Genomic DNA, 26,794 nt, shown 5'->3' on the forward strand with positions numbered 1-26,794 from the left:
CACCCGGTTGGTCAGGCAGCGGTTTGAATCTAAAGCAGGACAAAAAACGAGCTTATTTGGGGAAGTTTGCATTCGCTTTTACTTCCTGCATCTGAAGGGTGTGTCTCTTTGAATGGGCAGACAACATCAGCAAGCCCTGGTACGTATCAATGGTTCCGAATGCAGGATGTTGGATAAAATGATTTCGCAGATCATCCTTTGTGGTTTTCGCATATTCCAGTGTTTTTACTCTTGCTTCCTGGTAGGTTTTCAACAAAGCAGCCGCATTTTGCTGGCTTCCTTTTGGTTGCAACATTTCCGGTGCATTGAATTTTTGACTGCGATCAGGTGTTTTCTCCAGCAGATCCGCATCGCTTACTTTTACTTCAGAACGTTTGGATGGATCCGCCGGCGTTTGTAAGGACTGCTGTACCCAGCCCATGAGTGCAGATTCGGATAGTGTTATATGCTCCAGGCATTCGAGTACAGTCCATTTCCCTTCAGCAGCTCTATAATTAAATTGTTCTTCACTGAGTCCTTCTACCGTTTTAAGCAGCAAGTCGCGGGTGCTTTCCAGTTGAGCAACCAATTGTGCACGATCCGCATCGGATATGGGGTCTGGGGCAATTGATGTAAAACTAAATAAGGTTACAAGTGCCAACAGGCAGCTAATCTTTTTCATGTTGCAATAAGTTTAATGGTTATAAAGAGGGACGGGATAAATATGCAACAAATATTGAGCCATAGGCTGTATATCTTTGAAATATGAAAATTGCCACTATTCTGGAGGTGCTGGAAAAGATAGCCCCCCTGCAATTACAGGAGTCCTATGACAATGCCGGACTTATTACCGGAAACCGCGACTGGGATTGTACCGGCATAACTATTTCCCTGGATGCTACTGAAGAAGTAGTGCTGGAAGCTGCGGCAAAAGGTCATAACCTGGTGGTTGCGCATCACCCTATTGTATTTTCCGGCTTGAAGAAAATCACCGGAAATGGCTATGTGGAAAAAACCATCATCACTGCCATCAAGAAGGATATCGCGATTTATGCCATCCACACCAACCTGGATAATGTGATGGACGGCGTGAATGGGAAAATTGCAGATCTCCTGAAATTGAACAACCGGAAGCCCTTGCAGCCCAAGCGCGATTTGCTGAAAAAGCTGGTTACGTTTGTACCGGTAGCACAGGCCGACCAGGTGGCGACTGCACTTTTTGAGGCAGGTGCCGGAACCATTGGCCAATACAGTGAATGTGGATTCCAGGTGGAGGGTTTGGGCAGTTTCAAGGCAGGGGAAGGCGCCAATCCCTATGTGGGTCAACGGGGATCACGGCACTATGAAAAAGAGTCGCGGGTGGAGGTGATTTACCCGGTACTGCAGGAATCCCGGGTGCTGGAAGCCTTGCTGGCAAATCACCCTTACGAGGAAGTGGCCTATGATCTGTACAATCTTAGCAATAGTCACCCGGGTATTGGATCAGGACTGGTTGGGGAATTGGAGGAAAGCATGCCTGTCCGGTCCTTTTTGGAGCAGTTAAAGCAGGTTTTCCAGGTTCCGGTGATTCGGCACAGCCCGCTCTTGAAGGATTCAATCAGGCGGGTGGCGATCTGTGGTGGAGCAGGTAGCTTCCTGATTAACAGTGCTTTACGAAATAAGGCTGACATCTATATCACAGGAGATATGAAATATCATGAGTTTTTTGAGGCGAATGGCCGGCTGGTGATTGCGGATATCGGGCATTTCGAGAGTGAGCAATACACGGTTGATCTGCTCTATGATATTTTGGCCAAAAAATTTCCTACCTTTGCCGTCTTCAAAACGGGGGTGAAAACCAACCCGGTGAATTATTATAGTTAATTCTAAACACTAATATGGCAACTGTCAAAGACTTTTCGGTTGAAGAAAAACTGGTTTCTCTCATAAGCTTGCAGAAGATCGAATCCAAGATCGATGAATTTCAGATCCTGAAAGGAGAATTGCCGATTGAGGTGAGTGATCTGGAAGATGAGATCCAGGGATTACACGCCCGTCAGACTCGTATCGAGGAAGAGATCAATGGCATCAATGAGTTCATCAACCAGAAAAAAGAAGCCATTAAGGAAGCGGAAGCGCTGATCAAGAAGTACGAAAAGCAAAGTACCAACGTAAAGAACAGTCGCGAGTTCGAAGCCATCACCAAAGAGATCGAGATGCAGCAGCTGGAAGTTAAACTGGCTGAAAAGCATATCAAAGATGCGAATGAAGAGATCTCTGATAAAGTAGTGGGTCTGGACAAAGCGAAGAAAGCGATCGCAACCAAGGAAGGTGTATTGAAGCACAAGAAAGATGAGCTGGAAAAGATCATCGCTACAACTGAAGAAGAAGAAAAGCATTTCAATAAAATGGCATCTGAAGCCCGCGATAAAGTAGAGCCCCGCCTGCTGTTATCGTATGACCGTATCCGTGGTAATTACCGCAACGGACTGGCTGTTGTGCCTGTTCTGCGTGATGCCTGTGGTGGTTGCTTTAATGCGATTCCTCCTCAGCGCCAGAGTGAGATCAAGCAGCGCAAAAAAATCATCGTGTGTGAGAACTGTGGTCGTATCCTCGTAGACAATGACCTGAATGATGGAGTGGAGGTGAAGTGAGGAAAGTGAGACGTCAGACGTGAGAAGTGAGAAGTGAAAAGTGAAAGACGGTGAAAGGTGAAAAGTGAAAGGTGAAATGTCAGACGTGAGAAGTGAGAAGTGAAACGTCAAAATAGATTGGGCCCGCAGGTTGCGGGCCTTTTTGTTTTAAAAAGCAGCAACTCCATTTCTGCAGAGCCACTTCTTCGACGAAATATCACGTCCTTGAAGAAATGCCACTCCATTTCAGTAAAGCCAATCCACCGCGCCTATGCCACTCCATCCCAAAAATTCAACCTCATTGAGGAGGGAGAGACGTTTTTTGACGGAATTTTTTGGAGGCAATTGAAGCGGCGGCAACTATTCCCTAAATTGCCGGCATATTTGAGTGTATGTTGCAGGAACTGAGAATCCGGAATTATGCTATCATAGATGAACTGGACATCCGCTTTGATGGAGGTCTTACGATTATTACAGGTGAAACAGGTGCCGGTAAATCCATTTTAATGGGAGCACTCTCCCTTATTTTAGGTCAGCGTGCAGACAGCAGTGTGATCCTGAACCGCGAGAAAAAAACTGTGGTGGAAGGAGTGTTCGCTGTGCCGGATAAACAGGAAGTCAGAAAGTTTCTCGAAGATGAAGAACTGGATCTCCAGGAAGAACTCATCATCCGGCGCGAACTCAGTCCCAATGGGAAATCCCGCGCTTTTATAAACGATACTCCAGCCTCTCTTACGCAACTGCAGGATTTATCATCCCTGCTGGTGGATTTGCACCGCCAGTTCGATACACTTTCACTAGGTTCAGCTGATTTTCAGATGATGGTAGTGGATGCAATGGCCAATAACCAAGAGCTGATCCATCAATACCAACAGAAATACCAGCACTGGCAATCCTGCAAAAAGCAGTTGGCTGCCATAGAGGAACAAAAGCTGAACAGCACCAAAGAGCAGGATTATCTGCAGTTCTTATTCAATGAACTGGAGGAAGCTGCATTCAGGGATAATGAACTAGAAGAATTGGAAGAAGAAAGCAAACTGCTCAACAGTTCGGAAGGTATCAAACTCGCGCTTTCAAATCTTACACAACAGCTGAAATACAGTGAGCAGCCGGTTGTGCAGTCGATCAAGCAACTGGCTCAACAGGTAGCTCCTTTTACAGATGCGATTGCTGAACTGAAAGACCTGCAGGCACGCCTCACAGCAACCCAGATAGAACTCGATGATATTGCAGAAGAAGCAGATCGCCTGGGGGATAAAGTGAGTTATGATGCTGAACGCATTTCACAAATTGAAGAGCGATTGAACCTGGGTTACAAACTGCTCAAGAAGCATGGATTCCAGGAGACAAAACAACTGGTAGCCTTACACGAAGAACTCAGTGGACGCCTTGGAAATATCGAAGAACTGGATGACAAAATCCGGTTATTACAGCAGCAGGTCGCGACTGCCGAGCAGGAAATGAAAAACCTGGGCGTACGCATAAGCGAGGGAAGGAAAAAACAAGTCCCGGTTATTGAAAAGCAGGTGAATCAATTACTGGTAAGAGTTGGAATGCCAAATGCGCGACTGAAACTGCAGATGGATACAGTTGAGCCTGGTACAACCGGCATGGATGCCATCGACTTTTTATTTGATGCCAACAAGAGTAACCAGTTTGCTTCCATCCGGAAAGTAGCCAGTGGGGGAGAACTGAGCCGATTGATGTTATGTATCAAATCGCTCATTGCTAAAAAAGTGAACCTGCCCACTATGATATTTGATGAGATTGATACTGGCATTTCTGGTGAAGCGAGTATGCAGGTAGGTATGATCATGAAGGAACTGGCAGCCACCCGCCAGGTAATCTGTATCACGCATCAGCCGCAGATTGCAGGAAAAGCAGATCGTCATCTGTTTGTGTATAAGGAAAAAGCCGGCAAAACGATCCAGACCAATATCAGAGTGCTAAGTCAGGCAGAGCGGATAACAGCTATTGCGCAAATGATTGGTGGGGATAAACCATCAGCTATTGCCATAGAAAATGCAAAGGAACTGATTGCGAACGCCTAATAATTGCGGTAACTGCTTATTTTCGCTCCGAAATAACTATTCAATCTTAAATTTTCATTATGGCCTATAATTTATTGAAAGGCAAAAGAGGCATTATTTCCGGAGCATTGGATGAAAACTCGATTGCCTGGAAAGTGGCAGAAAAAGCGCATGCGGAAGGTGCAACCATTGTTTTGACCAATGCACCTATTGCGATGCGTATGGGAGAGATCAAAAAACTGGCAGAAAAAACCGGTTCTGAGATTATTCCGGCCGATGCTACCAATATGGAAGAACTGGAAAATCTCTTCACCAAGTCGCAGGAAGTGCTGGGAGGAAAGATCGATTTCCTACTACATTCAATTGGCATGAGTGTGAATATTCGCAAGAATATTCCCTATACAGAATTGAATTACGATTATTTCCAGAAGGGTATAGATGTTTCTGCGCTGTCCTTGCATAAAATGCTGGCAGCAGCCAAAAAGCTGGATGCCATCAATGAATGGGGAAGTGTGGTGGCCCTGACCTACATGGCTGCACAAAGAACCTATCCTTTCTACACCGATATGGCAGATATCAAAGCGATGCTGGAATCCATCGCCCGCAGTTTCGGTTATCACTATGGGAAAGAGAAAAAAGTTCGGATCAATACAGTTTCCCAATCGCCCACCAAAACCACTGCTGGTACAGGTATCAAAGGGTTTGGTGATTTTTACGATTATGCTAACGCGATTGCCCCCCTTGGCAATGCCACTGCCGAAGATTGCGCGAACTACTGCATAACCCTGTTCTCTGACCTCACGCGTATGGTGACCATGCAGAATCTCTTCCATGATGGTGGTTATTCTACTACCGGGGTGAGTATGGAAGTGATGACCAGCCTGGGAGCGGAGTAAGAACGTGAAACGTCAGACGTCAGATGTGAGAATGGAAGAGGGAAGAAAGGAAGACGGAGGAATGGAAGAGAGAAGAAAGGGGATCGATAAACGGAAAAAGGGAAACATTAAGTTTCCCTTTTTTTACGTCTCACATCTCACGTCTCACATCTCACGTCTGACGTCTGACATCTCACATAAAATGAAAAGGCTGCGGATTTCCGCAGCCTTTTTATAATTTGTAGGTTTCCTAATCTAGTATTCGTCCTCGTTGAAGAAGAAATCTTCCTGGGAGGGATAGTCGGGCCAGATATCATCAATGCCCTCATATATTTCACCTTCGTCTTCCAGTTCCTGCAGATTTTCCACTACCTCAATAGGTGCCCCGCTACGGATGGCATAATCGATCAGCTCATCTTTGGTAGCTGGCCAGGGAGCGTCTTCCAGATAGGATGCCAATTCTAGTGTCCAGAACATGGTACAGGTTTTAAATTTTCGGCAAATGTAGGGGTTAATATGAAATTTCCAAATCCTTTCACTAACAACGCTTAATATTGTCAATTCGTTTACGTATGATTTTCATCTTTTCAATATAGTTGCATGCTCGAAGCAAGAAATATTCATAAAGCCTATGGATCGGTAGAAGTGTTAAAAGGGGTGGATTTGACGGTACAGGAAGGTGAAATTGTCAGCATTGTAGGATCCTCCGGCGCCGGTAAAAGCAGCCTGCTTCATATTCTCGGTACCCTCGACCAGCCCGATCAGGGAGAGGTGATGCTTCATCATACCAAGGTCACTGGCATGGGTGCCCGACAGTTATCTGCCTTTCGCAACCAGTATATCGGTTTTGTATTTCAATTTCACCACTTGCTACCTGAGTTCAACTCCCTGGAGAATGTCTGTATCCCCGGCTGGATCGCTAAACGGCCTAAAAAAGAAGTAGAAAACCGCGCGGAAGACCTCTTAAAGCGCCTGGGATTAGGGCATCGGATTGATCATAAGCCTTCCGCCCTCTCCGGGGGTGAACAGCAGCGGGTGGCGGTTGCCAGGGCATTGATCAATAACCCCCGGATCGTATTTGCAGATGAACCCACCGGCAACCTGGATTCCTCCAATGCCCGCGACCTCCACGAACTCTTTTTTCAACTGAGAAAAGAACTCAACCAAACCTTTCTCATTGTTACCCATAATGAAGAACTCGCCCAAATGAGTGATCGGGTAGTGCATATGAAGGATGGGAAGATAGTTTAGCATGGAAGAAGGAGGAAAGGTAGAGGGAGGAAAGGAGACAAAGGAGACAAGGGAGGCATGGAAGAAGAAACATAGGAGACGGGAAGCATGGAAGACGGAGTAAAGGAAGATGGAGGAAGGGCCGGAAGCGGATCATGGGTGCTTCTGGGCTGGTGGTGGGTCAAATGAAAGACGTAGGATTACGTAGGATCAGGTAGGATTACGTAGGATGAGCAAAATAAAATTGATCCGGGGCAAGTATAGAGCCGTATGCATTTTTTCCCGAAAGTCCCACTGCTACTGGAATTCAGCCCTCTTCATAACCACCCAATTTGCCGGCAGAATTGGCTCATGAATCTCCTCGATTGGCTCATTTATACCGAGAATTGGCTCAAAATCAGTCAGAATTGGCTCATGAACTCCTCTAATTGGCTCATGAATTCTCATAATTGGCTCACAGATAGAGAAATTGGCTCACAGCATGGATAAGGTCTCACCCCAAAACAAAAAAGTGGGCACCAGACCCCTGGTACCCACTTTTATTATAAAATCACTATCCAATTCTTACTTCCTAACTCCCCTCGGTTAAATTGCTTGCTGCTCCATTCCTTTCACTTCTCACGTCTGACATCTCACGTCTGACGTTTCACCTTTCACTATCTTTCACCTTTCACTTTTCATCTTTCACGTTCTGGGTTTCCACGGCACTTCCTCCACCCCCAGCAAATGCCCCGTATACCTGCTCAACACAAACAGATAATCACTCAGCCTGTTCAGGTACTTGATTACCAGGGAGTCTACAAATCCACCGCTTTGCTGTAATTCTACGCATAAACGCTCCGCACGGCGACATATACATCTCGCGACATGCAGGGAAGAAACAGCCACATGGCCACCAGGCAGAATGAAGGATCGCATCGGCGGCACTTTTTCATTCATCCGGTCGATTTCTGATTCCAGCAGTACCACATCTGATTCTTTCAGATCGGGGATCTTCATCATCGGCTCCCGGTCCGGATCACAGGCCAGGGAAGATCCAATCGTAAACAAGCGGTCCTGAATCTCCTTTAGCATATGCTTTGATTCGCCATCCTGCAACTGATCATTGCAGAGCCCAATATAGGAGTTCAGCTCATCCACCGTGCCATAGGTATCAATACGGATATGGCTCTTGGGCACTTTGGTTCCCCCAATAAGAGAAGTGTTCCCGGCATCCCCGGTCTTGGTATAAATTTTTAACGCCATGTTATTCTACTCCCTTATGAAACAAGAAACTATGCAGAATGTTTAGTGCATTGCAGGGGCTGGCTGCCTCACATTCACCCGGTCGGTCTCAATAAGACCATCCCGCAAGCGTACGATACGGTGGGCATGCTGTGCGATGTCTTCTTCGTGCGTTACCAGTATCACGGTATTGCCGCCTGCCTGAATTTTGTCAAAGATCGCCATGATCTCCACAGAGGTTTTGGAATCCAGGTTACCGGTCGGTTCATCCGCCAGTATCAATGTGGGATTATTTACCAACGCTCGCGCGATTGCCACCCGCTGGCACTGACCACCACTGAGTTCATTTGGCTTGTGGTGGCTTCTGTCTGCCAGTCCAACCCGATTCAGTACCTCGAGGGCCATCTCAATCCGTTGCTTTTTGGGAACACCGGCATATACCAGGGGCAACGCTACATTCTCTGCAGCGGTAAGCCTGGGCAGCAGGTTGAACTGCTGAAATACAAACCCGATCTCTTTATTGCGAACAGTAGCCAGGTCATCATCTTCCATTTTGGAAACATCCTGTCCATTCAAAATGTATTTGCCCATAGTAGGTGAATCCAGGCAACCTAATATATTCATCAGGGTGCTTTTGCCGGAACCTGAGGGACCCATCAGGGCAACATAATCGTTCCGGAAAATATCCAGGGTTATGCCTTTTAATACCGGAATCGCCTGCTTACCCATATAGTAACTCTTATGGATACCTTCTAAATGTATAATGGATTCACTCATATTATTTTTTAATCACTTTAGGAACATAAATGTACTGATCATCTGCGTCAGGTGCAATGGCCAAAGCGGTTGAACGGTCCAGTGAAGGGCTGAGCTGATCCGGCCTTAACACATCCACATTATCTGTCATGTGTAGCAGTGGCTCCACCCCGGTAGTGTCCAACTCCTGCAGCTTTTCCACAAAATGGATCATTTTTCCCAGGTCTTCCTTCAGTCGCGGCAGATCAGCCTCCTCGATGTGAAGCCGGCTCAATTGAGCCAGTTGCCTTATCATGTCATTTGTCAGTTCCATATGCTATGAACAAAAATAAGGTTCTTATCTTCGCCGCGCTATGGAAAATGGAAAAAAAGGGATTGTAATGAGTGGAATCCGGAGCACTGGATTCCTGCACCTGGGTAATTATTTTGGCGCCATCCGCAACTATGTAAGGATGCAGGAAGAATATAGCTGTTACTTTATGGTGGCAGACCTGCATAGTCTGACTACCCATCCGGATACAAAAGAACTTAAGCCCAATGTCCATAGAGTGCTGGCAGAGAACATCGCCTGCGGACTCGATCCCGAAAAAGTTGCCCTCTATTGCCAGAGCCATGTCTATGAAACAGCTGAACTCTACCTGTTGCTCAATATGCTGGCTTATAAAGGAGAGCTGGAAAAAACTACTACGTTTAAAGATAAGGTTCGCCAACATCCTGAGAATGTAAATGCGGGATTGCTTACCTACCCGGTGTTGCAGGCTGCTGATATCCTCCTGCATCGCGCCAGCCTGGTTCCGGTTGGAAAAGACCAGGAACAACACCTGGAAATGAGCCGGAATTTTGCCAACCGGTTCAACCATCGCTATGGGGAAGTTTTCCCTGAACCCTTTGCCTTTAACTTTGGTGAAGCGTTGATTAAAGTACCCAGTCTGGATGGTACCGGCAAAATGAGTAAGAGCGAGAATCAATATGCGACCATCTTTCTGTCGGATACGGATGACCTCATCCGAAAGAAGATCATGAAGGCTAAAACGGATGCGGGGCCCAGTGCACCCAATATGCCGATGCCAGATTATATCGAGAATATTTTCCTGCTGATGAAGCTGGTGAGCGCTCCCGATACCATTCAGAAATTTGAAGAAGATTATAACAAGGCTGCTATCCGCTATGGCGATATGAAAAAACAACTGGCTGAGGATATGATCCAGTTTGTGGCGCCAATCCGCGAAAAAGCTGAAAGCATCCGGCAGGATCAGGCTTACCTCAAGCGCATTATGGAAATGGGTGCTGAAAAGGCCCGCATCAGCGCAGCTGCTACAATGGAAAAAGTAAGAGAGGCAATCGGACTGAAATACTATTAATTTCCTATATTGAACACCCTGGTAAAGATCCAGGAAACATTTTATGGCGAAAGGAAAAAAACCAAAACATATTGCTGTAGCAGGAAATATCGGTGCCGGTAAAACCACGCTGACAGAGCTTTTGAGTAAGCACTATAAATGGATTCCACAGTTTGAAGATGTGGATCATAATCCCTACCTGAACGATTTCTATGAAGACATGCCGCGATGGAGTTTCAATCTTCAGATCTACTTCCTGAATAGCAGGATCAATCAGATCCTTGAAATTCATCGCGGAACGGAAACAGTTGTGCAGGATCGTACCATTTATGAAGACGCACATATTTTCGCGCCCAACCTGCACGAAATGCAGTTGATGAGCAAGCGTGATTTTGAAAACTATTTCCAGTTTTTCCAAACACTGAAATCAATGGTGCAACCACCCGATCTGCTGATTTACCTGCAGGCTTCGGTTCCTACACTGGTTGGACAAATTCAAAAAAGAGGAAGAGAATACGAAGAGAATATTCGCCTGGATTACCTCAAGCGCCTCAATGATTTTTATAACAAATGGATTGAAGGGTATAAGGAAGGTCCGCTTCTGGTGATTGATGTCGACAAGAATAAATTTGCAGAAAAGGAAGAAGATCTTGGTGAAATCATTACCAAGGTAGATGCCCAGTTGTACGGGTTGTTTTAAGCTGCCCTATTGTATTGAAGACCGCCTGATTGTAACAGGCGGTTTTTTTATGTCCTGAATCACGCTTTCAAATAGGGTTAAAACACCCTTCCACAGGAATTAGCTTACGTGTACTTTAGTACAGGAAGTGAAACGGCGCTGTAGGGAAGATTATACATGATGCCTGTTGCTGGCCGGCAACCAAAGAAATGTATATCATAGTTTAAAAAAGTGCAGTATGAGAAAAGTGGAGAGTATGAATCAGGAGAAAACGGCAGTTCATTATATGCAAGCCTGGGTTCATCGGCTATTGATTCGGAAACGAAAATTGCTTGGATTGTTTATTTGGATTTTTTTGTTAATCGGTATGTTTCAGGTGTCTTGTAAAAAAACAGATTCCATTATTAGTCCGGAAGCAGGAAAAGAGATCCAGTCAGCGAGGTCATGGTTCATAAAGGAAGTAGTTCAAAAGGAAAAAGATTTCCTGCAACTAAAAAAATGGACAAATACGAAGGACTCTGTTGCGCGATTGTTTTCAAGGATGACAAAACTGGAAAAAGCGGTAGAATGGAACCAGGCAAAAAGCTTTTCAGATCAGGGATGGGATTTGGTAATTGCCCCGGTTGAAGAACTGGAAGCCGGATTTGTCAACAAGAAATTTTTGCGGGGGAGGGCGATTGTTATTTTTACTAATCCGGATGGAGTTCGAGATCTCACAATTGTGGAAGTATTGTTGAAGCCCGGCAGTTCAGTTGATCTGATCCGATTGGTACAGGCAGGATTTTTAAACCGGCATCAACTTGCTGCTGAAATTACCGAAAATGTGAATGCCGAATTGTTGTTTTATGATCGTGATTATAGGCATGAGACGAGTCGCAGGTTGGTAAACGGAAACTGGGAAGACAGTAAGTATAAACTTCGGATCAAAGTTGGTGCAGCCTCCAAAAGCAGGATGATGGCTAGTTTTTCACAGTCTACCAGTTGTTCAACCTGTAGTACCTGGTACCTGGTTGGCTTCTATTACGACCAGCAAACTGGCCAGGTAGATGACTATTCTATCCTGACCCAATGGGAAGAGTGTACAGCCAAAGACCTGGATCCGTCTTATGGGGATGGTACATCTGAGGATACGAAACAGGCCTGTATAGATGAATGTGTAGAAGATGCATCGGATCTGAGTTCAGAGGGAAGAGTGGTTGCTGAAACAGTTAGCAGAAGAGAAATTTATTATGACCAGATACGGAAACAAGTATTGCTGAAATGGAAAGTTTTGCAGGGGCTGACCTGGAGTGTTTACTCTTATGAAAAGGGGATGTTGAGGCTGGTCAGTATGAATCCTACCAAATGGGTTTGGGAATCCCTTGTCCATGATAGAATGGGGGTGGAAGGGTTTTCGATTGCAGGTACTATTGAAGTTGAAAATGATATCGGTATTCCGAGTTTTACAGCGGGTGCAAAGAATATTTTGTACGCAGGTATGCAGGTTACTTATACCATGGTTTATACACCGGTTTGCGGTAGCTGCGGAGGGCTTGATAAAGTTATTGGCCCGATTAAAAAAAGTCATACAGCCAGCGCATTTTGGCCAGCAACTCCTTAATTCATCAATATGCTGATTATTAAAACATGTATTGCCACCAGCAGGTTTTCACTTATGAAACTGCTGGTGTTTTTCTTCCTTCTTTCCGGATGCGCAACAAAACCCAAACGACTAACATCGGTGGATCTGGAACTGCGAGTCCTGTATCCTGTCCTTATTCCCGGACCATCCGGGTATGAGCCTATAAAGGATACTGTTTTTATTCAGTTCAGGCGAGATACCGTTTTGTATCATATACCGTTTATTGAATTTGATATGGTTGGTTTAGAAGCAAAAAATGAACGAAGAAAATATTACTATTTCATTTACAGAATGGGAAAGGACAGTGGAATTTATATGAAATACCTGGATACTTCAACCGCCTTTTCAAAAGTAAATGTTGATACCATGTTGGTAAACCGGGCATTTAAAAAAGATATTGATTTATCCGGTTTTCAGTTCATCAATCGGGAAAGTTGGGGTTCTAATGGAAAGTTTACAGATCAGTATGCTTATCCTGCCAAACAAGAAGATGACCTTGATTCACTTTACCTAAATTATAGCAAGGATTTCATGAACCTCCCTTTTTCCCTTTCTCCCAAGTTGGATAGTATTCAAAAAGCCAGACTTTATAGGGTTCATGCAATATTTAATGAACAGCAAAATAGCATGGAGAACAAACCCTACCCCAAAAGAGAATATATTTTGGAATTTGAAGTGAAAAAGGACATGAATCATCTTATACTGGATAGCGCCATATCTATTTTACGACAAAGGAACCTGAGCTTTTGAATGGAGTAGCTTATTAATGAATGGGAAATGGAATGCAGGAACAGGTTCGAAAATCTACTCATTGCACTGATTGGTATTGTGCTGCTGATACTGCCTGCTGGTTACCAGCTTCGAATGCAATCGGGAATTTTTCAATTGGATTACTACTTATGGTGGATTGCAGGACTTTTTTGTTGGTTGTATTTTTTCTGGGCAGGCGCTACGGTTTCGAATAGATTTTTGCTGAGCGTTTTGCCTTTTATTTTATTTCTTTCTATCAGTACGGTTTACTGGAGAGAGGATTCTAATAGTATCAGCCTCTTCCTTTGTTGTATTACGGGGCTTGGTATTTTTTTATTTCTGATACAGGCGCAATCAAAAATCCAATTTTTAATCTGGGCTGCTGTTTTTTCGGTTTTGATCCAGGTTGTTTTTGCGTTTCAACAAAGTTTTCGCGGAGACAATACAATTACCGCTCAGTTTTTTAACTCAGGTCATTGGGGCAATTTCCTTTCGATGATGCTTCCGGTTATCATTTTACAGTTTAAGCTCTGCCGGGGTAGTTTACTGCTTCAGTTGTTTTATGGAGTTATACTTCTTACAGCAATAGGATTTCTTCTTTTATCTATGGCAAGAGCTGCTATTATAGGTGGAGTAGTGGGTATCATTTTTTTATTAGCAGGAAAAATAAATGTTTTTTTCAGGTCATGGATAATTGCCGGTCTGTTACTTCTAATGAGTTATGCAGCCTGGTTAATTCTCTTTACCAAATCAGCTTCCCTGACAGGTAGAATTACTATTTACCAAGTTTGTGTAGAAATTTGGAAAGATAACTGGCTGATAGGTATTGGCCCTAATCGGTTTGTTGCAATATATAATCATTATCAGGCAGAGTTTCTTCAAACTGCCAACTTGCCCATTGAAAGAGAATTGTTGGCTACCAATATGCTGGAGGCGTTTAATTTGCCGCTGCAAATCCTGGTGGAATATGGTTTGGTTGGAGCCTCCCTGCTGTCTTTGATAGTGGTCCACTGGTGGCGCTTCATAAGGATTCAGGAACCGGCATTTTCTGCCTCTTTTGTTGTTGTACTCACTGCCTCTTTGTTTTCAAATCCCTTTCATGTTACACCAGTTAGTTTTCTATTGCTGGTATTGCTTGCTGCAGCTTCGAAGCCGGATGAAGTAATAAAACGATGTGCTGTTTCATTTGGTAAAACTGTTTCAATACTGCAATTGATATTGGTGTTTCCTTATATATCCGGGCAAATTTTGGGTGAATGGTATTGGAAACGGGCATCGGTGCAGGCTCTATATGAAGGATTTTCAATTGCACAGCCCAACTATAAGAAAGCGGCAAGGTGGCTTTCTAACCGAGGTGGTTTTCTTTATAATTATGGAGCAGAAGCTTGTATCGCAGGAGAAGCGGCATTAGCAATTGAACAATTGGAACGTGCTGCACCCAGGCTTGCATCCAACCAGCTTTATATATATCTAGGTGATGTATACTCGAAGGCAGGCAAAGTGGAAGAGGCGGAAGCGGCTTACCTAAGAGCGATTGCAATGGTACCTTCAGCTATTTATCCCAGGTATCAGCTAATTCGATTTTATTACAATAAGGCTGAGTATAAAAAAGCCTGTTTTTGGAGCAGGAAGCTGCTGGAATATCCGGTAAAAATTGCATCCCCGGAGGCTACTCAGTTATTGCGTGAGGTTCATCAATTAGCTGCTCAAATTAAAGTCTATTGTTCCGGGTAATCCGCATAGGCAGCAGTTTCTTTTAATTCCTTTTCTATGCGCTGCGACCAGCTTTCTTGTCCGGCTGCATTCCTGGAAAAATTGGTTTCCTTATCATACAAATTCTGATAGTCAGCCTGCTCTTGTGTGATGCGCTGATAAATTTCCTGCACATCTCTGTCTACTGTCTCCGGCTTGAATTTATAAGCCTTCAATTCCTTGTACAGTTTCCGGGTAAATAGTTGGCTGATATCAAAATGCCCCTGTTCATGTGCCAGTATATGATTGGTCTTCACCTTGGTCCAGGATTTATGCGGATAAAACACACAAATCAGATTGAACTGAAGTGATTCATCATTATACCGGTAATTTATCAGGATCGATGTGCTGGTCAACGCCGCATTGGGAGCTGTTTGTACAGGCGCTGCTTTAAAATCAGACCAGGTCAGTGTTCTCCGGTTCCTCCAGTTGATAGAATCTGCATCTTTAGCTTCACTTTCCTTTGCCGGCAGGATCAAAAAAAGATTCATCAAAATTGCCCAAACCATTTTCCTCAGTGTTTTTCCAAAATAACGCAATTTGAAAGCTCTTAGCTTCTAGCAAAGCGTTAAATCTAAAAAAAACCGCCCTGGGACCAGGGCGGACTGCAAGCAACGTTGAGACCGAAAATTGTTAGAAGCGCAGTTTGGGTCCGGCTGCCAGGATGGAGGCCGGTGTACCTGCTTCGTATTTTTTAAAGTTGTTGATAAATCGTTTCGCCAGTTCCTCTGCCTTTTCATCATAAGCAGCAGGATCAGCCCAGGTCTTGCGGGGATCCAGCAGCTCGGAAGGTACTCCTGCACAACGAACCGGCATCTTCATACCAAATACCGGATGCACTACTGTTTCCACAGCATCCAGGCTGCCATCTAAAGCAGCTGAAATCATCGCCCGGGTATAACCCAGCTTGATGCGGTTGCCTATTCCATACGGACCACCTGTCCAGCCTGTATTCACCATCCACACATTCACTTCTCCGGACCGCAACTTTTCTCCCAGCATCTCTGCATATAAGGCAGGGTGCAGCGGAATAAAGGGGGCTCCAAAGCAGGCACTGAAAGTAGCTTTAGGTTCTGTTACGCCTGCTTCTGTTCCGGCTACCTTGGCAGTATAACCAGAAATAAACTGGTACATGGCCTGCTCCGGACTCAGTCGCGATATAGGAGGCAATACCCCATAAGCATCACAGGTCAAAAAGAAAATATTCTTTGGAGCCGGACCAACAGATGGCTCCAGCGCATTGCTGATATAATCCAGCGGATAGGAAACACGGGTGTTTTCAGTGATCGATCCATCATCAAAATTGATGGTGCGGGTACCAGGATAAAAACGGGTATTTTCTACCAGTGCACCCGGACGGATAGCACTGAATATCTGGGGTTCTTTCTCCTCACTCAGGTTGATACATTTGGCATAACAGCCTCCCTCAAAATTGAAGATGGTGGTATCACTCCAGCCATGTTCATCATCACCAATCAACCGGCGGGCAGGATCTGCACTCAGGGTGGTTTTTCCTGTTCCACTCAGTCCAAAGAACAACGCAGTATCGCCCTGCTCTCCCATATTCGCAGAGCAATGCATGCTCAGCACATTATGGTCTTTTGGCAGGATAAAATTCAGCACCGTGAAAATGCCTTTTTTGGTTTCGCCGGTATAGCCGGTTCCAGCAATCAAAACGGTCTTGTACTTAAAGGAGATGATGGCAGCATTGTGCTGACGGGTGCCGGAAACAACCGGATCCAGCTTCAGTCCCGGAGCTGATAAAATCGTCCATTCCGGTTCAAAGTTCTCCAGCTCTTCCTCAGTGGGGCGAATGAACATATTGTAGGCAAACAAATTGATCGCCGGATGTTCATTCACCACCCGGATCGCCATGCGGTAGCGCGGATCCGCACAGGCAAATGCATCTCTTACCCAGATCTCCGGACGCTCACTCAGATAATCCGTGATCTGCTTTTTGACTGCAAAAAAGTATTCCTCATGTATGGGCAGGTTGAACTCATTCCAGTGAACGGCTCCTTCACTGATCTCATCCTGCACAATGAATTTATCTTTTGGACTACGACCTGTAAACTCCCCGGTCTCAATCACCAGTGCACCGGTATCGTTTAATATTCCCTGGTCTAATCGCAGGGTATCTTCAACTAATTCTTCGGGCTCGGATTGGTAATGCACCTGGTCGCTGAGTTTGAGTCCCATTGAAATCAGCTGATCACCAGGGAAAAAGATGGTAGGTACTGACATATGTAGCAAGCGTTTCTGCGGACAAATCTAAGAGTTGACCCTTAGTTCGCATAACAATGTGTCAGTTGTACGCATATAGTTTTGTTTAATGAAAGGGCTCCTCCATTAAATATTATCAAAAACAAAAACGTTTAAATGTTGATTTATTCAAACTAACGACTGTTAGTATTAGAGATTACCTATATTTTACAAATTCTGAACAACTCCCCATCTTTAACAGAAAAGCAGAATTTTGGACCCATAAATAAAATCAGGCTTATTTTTAGAGCCCTGAAAATTAAGTACATGAAACACCTCCCATTAGATTCCAACATCTTTATACAGAACCGCAAACGCTTTGTCAAAGCTATGGACCCCATGTCCATTGCCATCTTCAACAGCAATGATGAGCTGCCAACGAATGGAGATGCCCTGTACCCCTTCAAGCAAAACTCCGACCTATACTGGCTGACCGGCATCCAGCAGGAAGATACCATGCTGCTCCTGGCGCCTTTCCACCCAGACCCTGCTATGCGCGAGGTACTGGTACTGGTTCGTCCGAATGAATTGAAAGAAAAATGGGATGGTCACCGCCTGCGCAAACAGGAGGCCACTGCCATCTCCGGCATTAAAAGCATTATCTGGCTGGATAGCCTGGATGCGGTGCTGCAACCCATGATACACCTGGCTGATACCATCTACCTGAACACCAATGAAAATGATCGCAAGGCCAACCTGGTGCCGGTTCGTGATTATCGGTATGCAGAAGAGATGAAGCGTCGCTATCCCTTGCACAACTACAAGCGTTCGGCGCGCATCATGAAAGAACTCAGGGCGATTAAAACTCCCCAGGAAATTGCAGTCATTCAACAGGCAATCGACATCACCGAAAAAACCTTCCGCCGCCTGCTCGGATTCGTGAAGCCCGGTGTGATGGAATATGAAATCGAAGCAGAGATCTACCATGAATTCCTGCGCAACCGATCTGTTGGTCCGGCTTATGGCAGCATCATTGCAAGTGGAGATCGTGCCCGCACCCTCCACTATGTAGAGAATAGCCGCGAATGCCTCGACGGTGAACTCCTGCTGATGGATTTCGGTGCTGAATATGGTGGATACAATGCAGACCTTACACGCACCATTCCTGTGAATGGTAAATTCACCAAACGTCAGAAAGAAGTGTATAATGCCTGTCTGCATTTGCACAACTATGCCAAGTCCATTCTCAAGCCCGGTATCACTGTTTTACAGTATACCGATAAAGTAGGAGAGGAAGCCACCAAACAATTCATCAAGATCGGCCTGCTGAAAAAAGAAGATGTCAAAAACGAAGACCCTGAAAACCGCGCGTACAGAAAATACCTGTACCATGGTATTTCTCATCACCTTGGTCTTGATGTGCATGATCTCGGAACCCGCACTGAACCTATTAAAGCAGGGATGGTATTTACCATTGAACCCGGCATCTATATTGAAGAAGAAAAAATGGGAATACGCATTGAAAATAATTTCTGGATCACCCGCACCGGGAATAAAGACCTTATGGCCAATATCCCCATCACTGCTGATGATATCGAACGTTTGATGAAATCCAAATAAACTAACGCCCACCGCTAACCGATAACATGAAACAAATTCCCAACCTCTTTACCCTGCTCAACCTGGTATTCGGATTCCTGGCTATTATTACCATCCTGCAAAATGGTATCATCATCGCGAATGGTCCGGCTGGTGAATACCTGCTCGATATGCCGGAGAAAATCTACCTGGCTTCTCTCTTTATCGCAATTGCTGCGGTAGTGGATTTTCTCGATGGCTTTGTAGCCCGCTTGCTGAAAGCCAGTTCTGAAATGGGCAAACAACTCGACTCATTGGCTGATGTAGTAAGCTTCGGTGTTGCACCCGGATTGATTCTCTATCAATTCCTTCGCCTCAGCCTGGCAAAAGAGGTAAATGGTTTAGATGCTTCTATCTGGTGGACCCTGCCAGCCGTGCTCGTGCCCTGCGCTGCAGCTTATCGCCTCGCCAGATTCAACATCGATACCACACAATCCTACGGTTTCAAAGGTGTTCCGGTTCCCGCAGTTGGATTACTGATCGCATCCTTCCCCCTTTTATACTGGTATGATAGCAGTGCCTGGGCTGGTAACCTCCTCCTGAATAAATGGGTGCTCTATGCCATCATCTTCCTGGTGAGCTACCTGATGGTTAGCACGCTGCCCATTATGGCATTTAAATTCAAAAGTTTTGGATTCAAAGAGAACATGCCCAAATACCTGGTGATTATCGTTGCCATTCTTGCAGCACTCTTATTGAAATGGGCTGCCATGCCGGTCGTGTTCCTCGTTTATATTATTGTATCTTTGGCCTTTAAAAACAAAACAGAATGACTTTCGCAGTTCAGGTTAAAGTAATGCCTTTGAAAGAGTTGCTGGATCCCCAGGGTAAAGCCGTTATGGGCGGATTGGGAAATCTGGGCCTCAACGCTATCCAGGATGTACGCATTGGAAAAAATATCAGTCTCCAGGTGGAAGCCAATTCTGCAGATGAAGCCCGCGCCATCGCTGAGCAGGCAGCTAAAAAATTATTGGCTAACCCTGTTATGGAGCAATTCGAGATAAGCGTGCAGTAATGCTTTATCTGGTTCCATCGCCAATCGGCAATTTGCAGGATATCACCCTCCGCGCACTGGATGTGCTGAAAGAGGTGGATGTTATCCTCGCAGAAGATACCCGAAACAGCGCCCGCCTGCTGAATCATTTTCAGATTCAAAAACCGCTGACTCCCTATCACCAGCACAATGAACACAAAGTGTTGCAACACCTCGTGGATCAACTGGTGGCTGGAAAAAATATGGCTGTGCTCACAGATGCTGGTACTCCCGGCATCTCAGATCCGGCCTTCCTGCTGGTGCGCGAATGCATCCGCAACAATGTGAAGGTCGAAACCCTCCCGGGCGCCACTGCCTTTGTGCCTGCCCTTGTGAACAGTGGGCTGCCAATCAATCGCTTTTGCTTTGAAGGTTTTCTTCCCCTTAAAAAAGGAAGACAAACCCTGCTCAAAAAACTGGCCACGGAAGAGCGCACCATGGTTTTTTATGAATCTCCCATGCGCCTGGTGAAAACCCTGGAAGAACTGCAAACCTATATGGGGCCTGATCGTCAGGCTGCTGTATCCAGGGAGTTAACCAAACTCTTCGAAGAAACAAAACGTGGCAGCCTTGCAGAACTGGCACAGTATTTCGGTACCAAGCCGGTAAAAGGGGAGATTGTACTGGTAGTTGAAGGTACAACTGCCTGATTTTTAGGATTTCCTTATCATGTGGTTAAGGATATTTGTATATTATCAATGAACGTCAATATGAGATCTGTACTGTTTGGATTACTTGTTCTGACCGGAATTGCGATCACTCAGCCCTTAAATGCCCAGATCCGTAAAATTCCTGCCGTAGTTACGGATGCGTTTAAATACAAATACCGGAACGCGGAAAGTGTGGAATGGAAAGATAAACTCTCCCACTTTGTAGTATACTTCCAGCTAGGTGGCGATAAATACGAAGCCTATTTTAAAAACGATGGCACCTGGACCGGTTCCCAAAAGGAAATCACCCAGGAAGAGCTGCCGGAGGATGTAATGGAGGGACTTGATAAAAGCAAATATGCCGACTGGGATATTGTTGGCTACTTTGAGCTCATCCAGCCCGGCGATAAAACCGAGTACCGCCTGCTGGTAAGCAAATCGGATTTGAATAAACGCGACCTGACCTTCTCCAAAGAAGGCAGACTGGTGCGCGATAAACTCACTCTCTAAGATTTCCAAAGCTCCCGCTTAAGTCTTGGCATTTTTTCTGAAATTTACCGTTTCAGCTTATCAACACGCGCATATGAAAAAACATTTGTCCTGGTTACTTATCTGTTTAGTGGTAGTCAACTCCTCTCTAACGGCCCAGCATAGTCGCTGGCAACAGGAGGCCGACTACAAAATGACCATCGATATGGATGTCAAGACCAACCGCTTCACCGGCAAGCAGGTTTTGACCTACACCAACAATTCTCCTGACACCCTCAAAAAGATTTACTACCATCTATACTGGAATGCTTTTCAGCCAAACAGTATGATGGATGTGAGAAGCCAGGAGCTGGGTAAAAACAGAATTGGAAACCGCGCCGACTGGGATCCCCGGGTACGCGATCGAATTGCCAACCTGAAACCAGATGAAATTGGTTACCAGCGGGTGAAATCTCTTAAAATGAATGGTGTTGACCAGCCTTTTAAAGAGCAGGAAACCATCCTGGAAGTGACTCTCACCAAACCCATCCTGCCCAAAACCAAAGTGGTTTTGAATATGGATTTCGAAGCCCAGGTTCCCCTGCAGGTTCGTCGCGCTGGCAGAGACAACCCCAACACCGGTGTACGGTATTCCATGTCGCAGTGGTATCCCAAACTGGCAGAGTACGATTATGAAGGATGGCATCCCAACCCATATATCGCCCGAGAATTCTATGGCGTTTGGGGTGATTTTGATGTGAAGATCAGCATCGATCGTAACTATATCCTCGGCGGTACCGGTTACCTGCAAAATGCACAGGCAATCGGATATGGATACGAGGCTCCGGGCACCAAACCTGTTGTGCCCAACACACCTAAACTCACCTGGCATTTCACTGCTCCCAATGTGCACGATTTCATGTGGGCAGCTGACCCGGAATACAAACATGTAGTTCGCCAGGTTCCGAATGGTCCAACTATTCACGTATTATATAATGACAAACCGAATGATGCAGCCAATGATGCAGCCTGGACCAAAGTGGCGGATGCTGCTGTAGCTGTACTGCCTTTCATTGAAAGCAAATTCGGAAAGTATCCTTATAAGCAATATTCGTTTATCCATGGGGGTGATGGTGGTATGGAATATCCCATGTCCACGCTCCTGGCCGGACCAAGCCTCGGTACTGCCTTCCACGAATGGATGCACAGCTGGTACCAGATGATCCTCGGCACCAATGAAAGCAAGTACGCCTGGATGGATGAAGGGTTCACCTCCTTTGGTGAAAGCCTGGTGACTGAATATTACCAGACCCTGGATAAAGACAAAGCAGCCATCACTTCTGCAGGTGTAAGCACAGGCCCCAAGCGTTCGATTGTGGATCCTGCTATGAAAGAAAGTCCGCATGCCGGCTCTTATCAAAGCTATTTTGCCCTGGTGAAAAGTGGTCTCGAAGAACCCATGACTACGCACTCTGATCATTTCGAAACCAATTTTGCGTACAGTATTGCGTCTTATTCCAAAGGCGAAGTATTCCTGGAGCAACTGGGTTATATAGTTGGCGCAGCAGTGCGCGATCAGATCCTGCTGGATTATTATAACCAGTGGAAATTCAAACATCCCAATGTGCATGATTTCATTCGGGTGGCAGAGAAAAGATCAGGTATTGAACTCGACTGGTACCAGGAATACTGGGTGAACACCACCAAAACGATTGATTATGGCATCGACAGTTTGTTTGAGCAGGCAGGTACTACCAATATCCGCCTGAAGAGAACAGGTAAAATGCCAATGCCAATTGATGTGGTGATCACGTTCCGCGATGGCACCAAAGAATTACACTATGTACCTATGTACCTGATGTTTGGTGCCAAACCAGTGGAAGATCCTTCCATCACCCGCAAAGTGTATGATGCCTGGAAATGGACACATCCTACTTTCCAGATCAGTACCAACAGAAAACTGCAGGATATTAAATCCGTTGAAATTGATCCATCCGGACGTATGGCGGATGTGAACCCGAGAGATAATAAATTGGAATTGAACTGGTAAATACACCAAAAAAGAAAAGTCCCTTTATTAAAGCCGTTGCACTGCGACGGCTTTAATTATTGTGGACAGCATAAGGTGTTTCGAGTGGTTGAGGAGGTAAGGTAAGGCTAATGATTAACGTTATTTGAGGCATCCCTTCTCGAAGAACAAAAATAGACTAACCTAATTCCTGTCCTATACCACAAACTGGGTATTTTGCCTACCTCCCGAAGAACTTATTGACTGCTTCTACCCGGTTGTTAACATGCAGTTTTTCGTAAATATGATACACGTGTTTACGCACAGTCTCCTGACTGATAAAGAGTTGCGCGGAAATTTCTTTATACAGCAGGCCTTTTGCCAGCAATTCAAGGATTTCTTTTTCTCTGTTTGATAATACTCCCAATTTGGCATCATTGCCTCCCACCAGGTTTTCCTGGACTGGTCCCCGGTTCTGAAAAGCAGTAACAACTTTCCGGGCGATCTGGCTACTCATGGGAGCACCGCCTTCACTGAGTTCTCGGATGGATTCCAGCAATTTAATAGGAGAGGTCTTTTTCAGAATGTATCCATTTGCCCCGGCACTCAGGGCTTCGAAGATTTTTTCATCCTCCTCATACACCGTACACATCATGAAGAGTACATCGGGGTTGGATGGCTTTAATTGCCGCACACACTCAATGCCACTGATTCCTCCCAGGTTGATATCCATCAACACCACATTGGGTTTCAGGATGGGGATTTTCTCCAATGCGGATTCCCCACTTGCAAAACTGCCTAACAATTCATATTCGTCAGATAGCCGCACAATTTCTTCCAATGCATGCCGGATGTCATTGGTATCATCCACAATACAAACAGTAATTGCCATCGGTCAAAGGTCTAGGAAATTTCGCTCCTATTCAATACTACTTTGTGGTAGTATACAATTTATCGGTGAACGTACAAAAGGTATTTTTCCCGGTAGTAGTCAAGTGGAAACAGCTCATAGATTTCCATCACCCGGGGCCGCAGGCGGGATTCAGATATCTCCTGTCCCAGGTCACCTCCTTTTAAACAGATCAGCCCGCTGGCAGGAAAATTTCCCTCAGACGGACGTTTATTCAGCACCGGTTTGGCCCATTGCCATAAGTCTTTTAAAGGAGCTACCGCCCTGGAAACCACATAATCAAATTTACGATCCTTGATATCTTCGACCCTGGTATGGCGGGTGGTTACATTGGTCAGGCCTATTGCGGCGGCCACTTCCTTCACCACAGTCAGTTTTTTATTGATGCTGTCTGCCAACAGAAATTCCACCTCCGGAAAATAGATGGCGAGAGGAATGCCAGGAAAACCACCACCAGTGCCAATATCCAGCACTTTGGCACCTGAAGGAAATTCAAAAGCCGCAGCAATTGCCAGGGAATGCAGCACATGATTCTCATACAGGTGATCAATGTCCTTTCTTGATATCACATTGATCTTGCTGTTCCAATCGCGGTACAGTTCATCCAGCGCAGCCAGTTGTTCCAGTTGCCGCGGGGTGAAATCTGCAAAGAATTCAGTTATCAGGTCCAGTTTGGACGGGCTTTTTTCCATATTGCTGGTGCAAAGATGCAATAATACAGGAACATCCAGATATCCAGTAACCACCACCAGCCAAAGAGATCTTTCTCTCCCAGCTTTTGCATGGTCTTGTATTGAATGATCCCCTGCGAGATAAACCGCAACCCAAAAATTCCGAGTACTATTCTCCAGTCAGCGAAGAGTAATGCTGCTATAAACAGAGGATAGTATAAAAACAAACTCAGTGAATAGGTTCCGAGTAAAAATTTGATTTTCCCTTTATAAAATTTACCGGTAGAATAATGCCGTTGCTTCTGCCGGAACCAGTCGCCAAAGGATTTCTTCGCCTCCGATAACGTAAAAGCTTCAGGGTCCAGCACCACCGTAGTGTTGCCTTTATGAGCCACTTTATTGATGAAGAGGTCGTCATCGCCGCCAGGCAAATGATTAATGGAAGAGAACCCTTTGTTATTGATAAATAATTCGCGCTTATAGGATAGATTTCTTCCTACGCCCATATACGGAACTCCTGCCAGGGCGTATGATAAATACTGCAGCGCGGTATGATAGGTTTCAAAGCGGATCAGTTTATTTAATAAGCCGGGTTTTTTATTATAGGCACCATATCCCAATACCACATCTATGCCCGGTTCATAGGCATTCTGCATTTTATACAACCAGTGCTCGGAGGCAGGTACACAATCTGCATCGGTCAGTAACAGGATTTCATGATCTGCTTCTTTGATACCGATGGAGAGCGGATATTTTTTTCCGGGTATGCCCTTGGCCTCATGCTCCAGGTTCACAATCTGCAGGCCTTTGAAGGTCTTCTTGAATTCTTCCAGCAAATAGCGGGTATCATCCTGGCTGTTGTGATTTACCACAATCAGTTCATGGCTCGACGGATATTGTTGAAACAGCACACCGGGCAGGTTGCGCGCCAGGTTACCGGCTTCATCGCGCGCGCAGATGATCACCGATACCGGATGGGTTTGGGATTGCTCTTTTTCTTTGGGTTTGAAAAACGCAAGGCGACTGAATATGCCCCAGTAATAGAGTAGTTGTAGTAAACTGACCAGGCTGAACAGCACAAGACTGATCATACCCCAATTAAGATTGAGCTGCTGAAAATCCATAAACGTCCACGGTTGGTCTGGGTTAAGATGCCGGCGGCGAATTTAAGATTAATTACCTTTGCTCCCCTTATGGCAGTACTATCATTTGAACTCTGTGGAAAAGATGCGGCTTCTAAGGCCCGAGCGGGAACCCTTAGAACCGATCATGGCACTATCGAAACGCCCATATTCATGCCTGTTGGTACGGTGGGCAGCGTGAAGGCCGTGAGCCAGCAGCAGTTGAAAGAAGATGTCAATGCCCAGATCATTCTGGGGAATACTTATCACCTGTACCTGCGGCCCGGGCTGGAAGTGCTGGAAGCAGCAGGGGGCTTGCACAAATTCATGGGCTGGGATCGCCCGATCCTTACCGATAGTGGGGGGTACCAGGTGTTTTCACTGGCGGGTAAACGTAAGCTGACAGAAGAAGGAGCCCTATTTCAAAGTCACATTGATGGCAGCCGCCATCTGTTTACGCCGGAGTCGGTGATGGATATCCAGCGCGTAATCGGGGCCGATATTATTATGGCCTTTGATGAATGTCCGCCTTATCCGAGCGACTATGCCTATGCGAAAAAATCCATGGACCTGACCCATCGCTGGCTGGATCGCTGTTTCAAACGCCTGGCGGAAACACCCGATAAATATGGACATACCCAGAACCTGTTCCCGATTGTGCAGGGCAGCACCTATACCGATTTGCGCCGGGCCTCCTGTGAGTATGTGGCTTCCAAAGGGGCGGTGGGCAATGCGATTGGCGGATTATCAGTAGGGGAGCCGGAAGAAATGATGTACGAACACGCCGCGCATTGTTGTGAGATACTGCCGGCGGATAAACCCCGTTACCTGATGGGCGTAGGTACACCCTGGAATATCCTGGAGAATATTTCCCTGGGCATCGATATGTTTGATTGTGTGATGCCTACCCGCAATGGCCGCAATGCCATGCTGTTCACCAGTAAGGGCGTGATCAATATCGACAATAAAAAATGGGAGAAAGATTTCAGTCCGCTGGATGATGGCATCGGCTCCCCCTTCAGTGAATATTATACCAAAGCCTATATGCGCCACCTGGTGAAGGCGAAGGAGATCCTGGCGCTTACAGTTGCGAGTGTCCATAACCTCAATTTTTATCTCTGGCTGGTGAAACAGGCAAGAGCGCATATACTGGCCGGTGATTTCAATAGCTGGAAGAATGAAATGATCCCGGTACTCAAAACCAGGTTGTGATCCCCTTAACCAATTTTCAACTAGATTTGAGCG

27 protein-coding genes are annotated in these 26,794 nt (G+C 45.6%); 17 read left to right on the forward strand and 10 right to left on the reverse strand.

What is annotated here, in order from left to right; all coding sequences use genetic code 11:
• Positions 1 to 52: 52 nt before the first annotated feature.
• Positions 53 to 661 carry a DinB family protein gene (locus L0U88_RS06960; RefSeq protein ID WP_234864973.1) on the reverse strand — a complete coding sequence of 203 codons (609 nt, stop codon included), beginning with the start codon at positions 659 to 661 and terminating at the stop codon, positions 53 to 55.
• A gap of 83 nt (positions 662 to 744) precedes the next feature.
• On the opposite strand from L0U88_RS06960, the gene L0U88_RS06965 reads away from it, so the two are divergent.
• From L0U88_RS06965 to L0U88_RS06980, 4 genes are all read left to right on the forward strand, one after another.
• On the forward strand, positions 745 to 1,842 hold the full coding sequence (locus L0U88_RS06965; RefSeq protein WP_234864975.1) for a Nif3-like dinuclear metal center hexameric protein: 1,098 nt from the start codon (positions 745 to 747) through the stop codon (positions 1,840 to 1,842).
• A 14-nt stretch (positions 1,843 to 1,856) separates the two neighbouring features.
• Positions 1,857 to 2,612 (forward strand): zinc ribbon domain-containing protein, encoded by a 756-nt coding sequence (locus L0U88_RS06970; RefSeq protein WP_234864977.1) that lies wholly within the window; start codon positions 1,857 to 1,859, stop codon positions 2,610 to 2,612.
• Between the two features lie 371 nt (positions 2,613 to 2,983).
• Entirely contained in the window at positions 2,984 to 4,642 is a 1,659-nt protein-coding gene (gene recN, locus L0U88_RS06975) for a DNA repair protein RecN (RefSeq protein WP_234864979.1), read from the forward strand.
• Between the two features lie 59 nt (positions 4,643 to 4,701).
• A complete protein-coding gene (locus tag L0U88_RS06980) occupies positions 4,702 to 5,517 on the forward strand; it encodes an enoyl-ACP reductase FabI (protein ID WP_234864981.1) in 816 nt (271 codons plus the stop codon).
• Between the two features lie 234 nt (positions 5,518 to 5,751).
• Here the strand turns inward: L0U88_RS06980 and L0U88_RS06985 are convergent, their stop codons facing one another.
• Positions 5,752 to 5,973: a DUF2795 domain-containing protein gene (locus L0U88_RS06985; protein ID WP_039131553.1), complete on the reverse strand. Its 222-nt coding sequence runs from the start codon at positions 5,971 to 5,973 to the stop codon at positions 5,752 to 5,754.
• A gap of 123 nt (positions 5,974 to 6,096) precedes the next feature.
• Here L0U88_RS06985 and L0U88_RS06990 point away from each other — a divergent pair, with 123 nt between their 5' ends.
• A complete protein-coding gene (locus tag L0U88_RS06990) occupies positions 6,097 to 6,747 on the forward strand; it encodes an ABC transporter ATP-binding protein (RefSeq protein ID WP_234864983.1) in 651 nt (216 codons plus the stop codon).
• Positions 6,748 to 7,410: 663 nt separating this feature from the next.
• On the opposite strand, the gene L0U88_RS06995 is transcribed toward L0U88_RS06990, so the two are convergent.
• From L0U88_RS06995 to gatC, 3 genes are read right to left on the reverse strand one after another with little or no spacing between them, the layout of a single operon-like run.
• The gene (locus L0U88_RS06995; protein WP_234864985.1) at positions 7,411 to 7,971 is read right to left on the reverse strand and encodes a cob(I)yrinic acid a,c-diamide adenosyltransferase; all 561 of its coding nucleotides are present in this window, start codon (positions 7,969 to 7,971) and stop codon (positions 7,411 to 7,413) included.
• A gap of 42 nt (positions 7,972 to 8,013) precedes the next feature.
• Complete coding sequence (locus L0U88_RS07000; RefSeq protein ID WP_255722994.1) at positions 8,014 to 8,727, reverse strand: ABC transporter ATP-binding protein; 714 nt, start codon at positions 8,725 to 8,727, stop codon at positions 8,014 to 8,016.
• Between the two features lies 1 nt (position 8,728).
• Positions 8,729 to 9,019, reverse strand: a complete 291-nt coding sequence (gatC, locus tag L0U88_RS07005; RefSeq protein WP_234864988.1) for an Asp-tRNA(Asn)/Glu-tRNA(Gln) amidotransferase subunit GatC — start codon at positions 9,017 to 9,019, stop codon at positions 8,729 to 8,731.
• Positions 9,020 to 9,059: 40 nt separating this feature from the next.
• Here gatC and trpS point away from each other — a divergent pair, with 40 nt between their 5' ends.
• From trpS to L0U88_RS07030, 5 genes are all read left to right on the forward strand, one after another.
• Entirely contained in the window at positions 9,060 to 10,067 is a 1,008-nt protein-coding gene (trpS, locus tag L0U88_RS07010; protein ID WP_234864990.1) for a tryptophan--tRNA ligase, read from the forward strand.
• Between the two features lie 43 nt (positions 10,068 to 10,110).
• A complete protein-coding gene (locus L0U88_RS07015) occupies positions 10,111 to 10,746 on the forward strand; it encodes a deoxynucleoside kinase (protein WP_234864991.1) in 636 nt (211 codons plus the stop codon).
• Positions 10,747 to 10,963: 217 nt separating this feature from the next.
• A complete protein-coding gene (locus tag L0U88_RS07020) occupies positions 10,964 to 12,325 on the forward strand; it encodes a hypothetical protein (protein ID WP_234864992.1) in 1,362 nt (453 codons plus the stop codon).
• A 9-nt stretch (positions 12,326 to 12,334) separates the two neighbouring features.
• A complete protein-coding gene (locus tag L0U88_RS07025; RefSeq protein ID WP_234864993.1) occupies positions 12,335 to 13,096 on the forward strand; it encodes a hypothetical protein in 762 nt (253 codons plus the stop codon).
• A 495-nt stretch (positions 13,097 to 13,591) separates the two neighbouring features.
• The gene (locus L0U88_RS07030) at positions 13,592 to 14,830 is read left to right on the forward strand and encodes an O-antigen ligase family protein (RefSeq protein ID WP_234864994.1); all 1,239 of its coding nucleotides are present in this window, start codon (positions 13,592 to 13,594) and stop codon (positions 14,828 to 14,830) included.
• Here L0U88_RS07030 and L0U88_RS07035 read toward each other — a convergent pair.
• Positions 14,815 to 15,357 (reverse strand): DUF922 domain-containing protein, encoded by a 543-nt coding sequence (locus L0U88_RS07035; RefSeq protein WP_234864996.1) that lies wholly within the window; start codon positions 15,355 to 15,357, stop codon positions 14,815 to 14,817. The genes L0U88_RS07030 and L0U88_RS07035 overlap by 16 nt on opposite strands.
• Positions 15,358 to 15,481: 124 nt before the next feature.
• Complete coding sequence (gene pckA / locus L0U88_RS07040) at positions 15,482 to 17,092, reverse strand: phosphoenolpyruvate carboxykinase (ATP) (RefSeq protein ID WP_234864998.1); 1,611 nt, start codon at positions 17,090 to 17,092, stop codon at positions 15,482 to 15,484.
• A gap of 285 nt (positions 17,093 to 17,377) precedes the next feature.
• Here pckA and L0U88_RS07045 point away from each other — a divergent pair, with 285 nt between their 5' ends.
• The 6 genes from L0U88_RS07045 (at position 17,378) to L0U88_RS07070 (ending at position 22,889) form a co-directional block, all read left to right on the forward strand.
• Entirely contained in the window at positions 17,378 to 18,670 is a 1,293-nt protein-coding gene (locus L0U88_RS07045; RefSeq protein WP_234865001.1) for an aminopeptidase P N-terminal domain-containing protein, read from the forward strand.
• Positions 18,671 to 18,696: 26 nt separating this feature from the next.
• Complete coding sequence (locus L0U88_RS07050; protein ID WP_234865003.1) at positions 18,697 to 19,461, forward strand: CDP-alcohol phosphatidyltransferase family protein; 765 nt, start codon at positions 18,697 to 18,699, stop codon at positions 19,459 to 19,461.
• A complete protein-coding gene (gene purS / locus L0U88_RS07055) occupies positions 19,458 to 19,703 on the forward strand; it encodes a phosphoribosylformylglycinamidine synthase subunit PurS (RefSeq protein WP_234865005.1) in 246 nt (81 codons plus the stop codon). Before L0U88_RS07050 ends, purS begins: the two co-directional genes overlap by 4 nt.
• The gene (gene rsmI, locus L0U88_RS07060; RefSeq protein ID WP_234865007.1) at positions 19,703 to 20,371 is read left to right on the forward strand and encodes a 16S rRNA (cytidine(1402)-2'-O)-methyltransferase; all 669 of its coding nucleotides are present in this window, start codon (positions 19,703 to 19,705) and stop codon (positions 20,369 to 20,371) included. The genes purS and rsmI overlap by 1 nt, the downstream gene beginning before the upstream one ends.
• Before the next feature lie 60 nt (positions 20,372 to 20,431).
• Positions 20,432 to 20,881: a PepSY-like domain-containing protein gene (locus tag L0U88_RS07065; RefSeq protein WP_234865009.1), complete on the forward strand. Its 450-nt coding sequence runs from the start codon at positions 20,432 to 20,434 to the stop codon at positions 20,879 to 20,881.
• Positions 20,882 to 20,954: 73 nt separating this feature from the next.
• Positions 20,955 to 22,889, forward strand: a complete 1,935-nt coding sequence (locus tag L0U88_RS07070; protein ID WP_234865011.1) for a M1 family metallopeptidase — start codon at positions 20,955 to 20,957, stop codon at positions 22,887 to 22,889.
• Between the two features lie 199 nt (positions 22,890 to 23,088).
• Here the strand turns inward: L0U88_RS07070 and L0U88_RS07075 are convergent, their stop codons facing one another.
• Genes L0U88_RS07075 through L0U88_RS07085 form a run of 3 tightly spaced genes read right to left on the reverse strand, consistent with a single transcriptional unit; the run spans position 23,089 to position 25,552 of the window.
• A complete protein-coding gene (locus L0U88_RS07075; protein WP_234865013.1) occupies positions 23,089 to 23,739 on the reverse strand; it encodes a response regulator in 651 nt (216 codons plus the stop codon).
• A gap of 59 nt (positions 23,740 to 23,798) precedes the next feature.
• Positions 23,799 to 24,449 (reverse strand): 16S rRNA (guanine(527)-N(7))-methyltransferase RsmG, encoded by a 651-nt coding sequence (gene rsmG, locus L0U88_RS07080; RefSeq protein WP_234865015.1) that lies wholly within the window; start codon positions 24,447 to 24,449, stop codon positions 23,799 to 23,801.
• Positions 24,419 to 25,552, reverse strand: a complete 1,134-nt coding sequence (locus L0U88_RS07085; protein ID WP_234865017.1) for a glycosyltransferase — start codon at positions 25,550 to 25,552, stop codon at positions 24,419 to 24,421. The genes rsmG and L0U88_RS07085 overlap by 31 nt, the downstream gene beginning before the upstream one ends.
• A 69-nt stretch (positions 25,553 to 25,621) precedes the next feature.
• Here L0U88_RS07085 and tgt point away from each other — a divergent pair, with 69 nt between their 5' ends.
• A complete protein-coding gene (gene tgt, locus L0U88_RS07090; RefSeq protein ID WP_234865019.1) occupies positions 25,622 to 26,761 on the forward strand; it encodes a tRNA guanosine(34) transglycosylase Tgt in 1,140 nt (379 codons plus the stop codon).
• Positions 26,762 to 26,794 lie beyond the last annotated feature (33 nt).

Source organism: Flavihumibacter fluminis, assembly GCF_021491375.1.
Classification (GTDB): domain Bacteria; phylum Bacteroidota; class Bacteroidia; order Chitinophagales; family Chitinophagaceae; genus Flavihumibacter; species Flavihumibacter fluminis.

Bases quoted from the DNA above. Each gene is read 5' to 3' on its own strand.
- L0U88_RS06960 (WP_234864973.1), bottom strand. From the start codon at position 661: ATGAAAAAGATTAGCTGCCTGTTGGCACTTGTAACCTTATTTAGTTTT.
- L0U88_RS06965 (WP_234864975.1), top strand. From the start codon at position 745: ATGAAAATTGCCACTATTCTGGAGGTGCTGGAAAAGATAGCCCCCCTG.
- L0U88_RS06970 (WP_234864977.1), top strand. From the start codon at position 1,857: ATGGCAACTGTCAAAGACTTTTCGGTTGAAGAAAAACTGGTTTCTCTC.
- recN (WP_234864979.1), top strand. From the start codon at position 2,984: ATGTTGCAGGAACTGAGAATCCGGAATTATGCTATCATAGATGAACTG.
- L0U88_RS06980 (WP_234864981.1), top strand. From the start codon at position 4,702: ATGGCCTATAATTTATTGAAAGGCAAAAGAGGCATTATTTCCGGAGCA.
- L0U88_RS06985 (WP_039131553.1), bottom strand. From the start codon at position 5,973: ATGTTCTGGACACTAGAATTGGCATCCTATCTGGAAGACGCTCCCTGG.
- L0U88_RS06990 (WP_234864983.1), top strand. From the start codon at position 6,097: ATGCTCGAAGCAAGAAATATTCATAAAGCCTATGGATCGGTAGAAGTG.
- L0U88_RS06995 (WP_234864985.1), bottom strand. From the start codon at position 7,971: ATGGCGTTAAAAATTTATACCAAGACCGGGGATGCCGGGAACACTTCT.
- L0U88_RS07000 (WP_255722994.1), bottom strand. From the start codon at position 8,727: ATGAGTGAATCCATTATACATTTAGAAGGTATCCATAAGAGTTACTAT.
- gatC (WP_234864988.1), bottom strand. From the start codon at position 9,019: ATGGAACTGACAAATGACATGATAAGGCAACTGGCTCAATTGAGCCGG.
- trpS (WP_234864990.1), top strand. From the start codon at position 9,060: ATGGAAAATGGAAAAAAAGGGATTGTAATGAGTGGAATCCGGAGCACT.
- L0U88_RS07015 (WP_234864991.1), top strand. From the start codon at position 10,111: ATGGCGAAAGGAAAAAAACCAAAACATATTGCTGTAGCAGGAAATATC.
- L0U88_RS07020 (WP_234864992.1), top strand. From the start codon at position 10,964: ATGAGAAAAGTGGAGAGTATGAATCAGGAGAAAACGGCAGTTCATTAT.
- L0U88_RS07025 (WP_234864993.1), top strand. From the start codon at position 12,335: ATGCTGATTATTAAAACATGTATTGCCACCAGCAGGTTTTCACTTATG.
- L0U88_RS07030 (WP_234864994.1), top strand. From the start codon at position 13,592: ATGATGCTTCCGGTTATCATTTTACAGTTTAAGCTCTGCCGGGGTAGT.
- L0U88_RS07035 (WP_234864996.1), bottom strand. From the start codon at position 15,357: ATGGTTTGGGCAATTTTGATGAATCTTTTTTTGATCCTGCCGGCAAAG.
- pckA (WP_234864998.1), bottom strand. From the start codon at position 17,092: ATGTCAGTACCTACCATCTTTTTCCCTGGTGATCAGCTGATTTCAATG.
- L0U88_RS07045 (WP_234865001.1), top strand. From the start codon at position 17,378: ATGAAACACCTCCCATTAGATTCCAACATCTTTATACAGAACCGCAAA.
- L0U88_RS07050 (WP_234865003.1), top strand. From the start codon at position 18,697: ATGAAACAAATTCCCAACCTCTTTACCCTGCTCAACCTGGTATTCGGA.
- purS (WP_234865005.1), top strand. From the start codon at position 19,458: ATGACTTTCGCAGTTCAGGTTAAAGTAATGCCTTTGAAAGAGTTGCTG.
- rsmI (WP_234865007.1), top strand. From the start codon at position 19,703: ATGCTTTATCTGGTTCCATCGCCAATCGGCAATTTGCAGGATATCACC.
- L0U88_RS07065 (WP_234865009.1), top strand. From the start codon at position 20,432: ATGAGATCTGTACTGTTTGGATTACTTGTTCTGACCGGAATTGCGATC.
- L0U88_RS07070 (WP_234865011.1), top strand. From the start codon at position 20,955: ATGAAAAAACATTTGTCCTGGTTACTTATCTGTTTAGTGGTAGTCAAC.
- L0U88_RS07075 (WP_234865013.1), bottom strand. From the start codon at position 23,739: ATGGCAATTACTGTTTGTATTGTGGATGATACCAATGACATCCGGCAT.
- rsmG (WP_234865015.1), bottom strand. From the start codon at position 24,449: ATGGAAAAAAGCCCGTCCAAACTGGACCTGATAACTGAATTCTTTGCA.
- L0U88_RS07085 (WP_234865017.1), bottom strand. From the start codon at position 25,552: ATGGATTTTCAGCAGCTCAATCTTAATTGGGGTATGATCAGTCTTGTG.
- tgt (WP_234865019.1), top strand. From the start codon at position 25,622: ATGGCAGTACTATCATTTGAACTCTGTGGAAAAGATGCGGCTTCTAAG.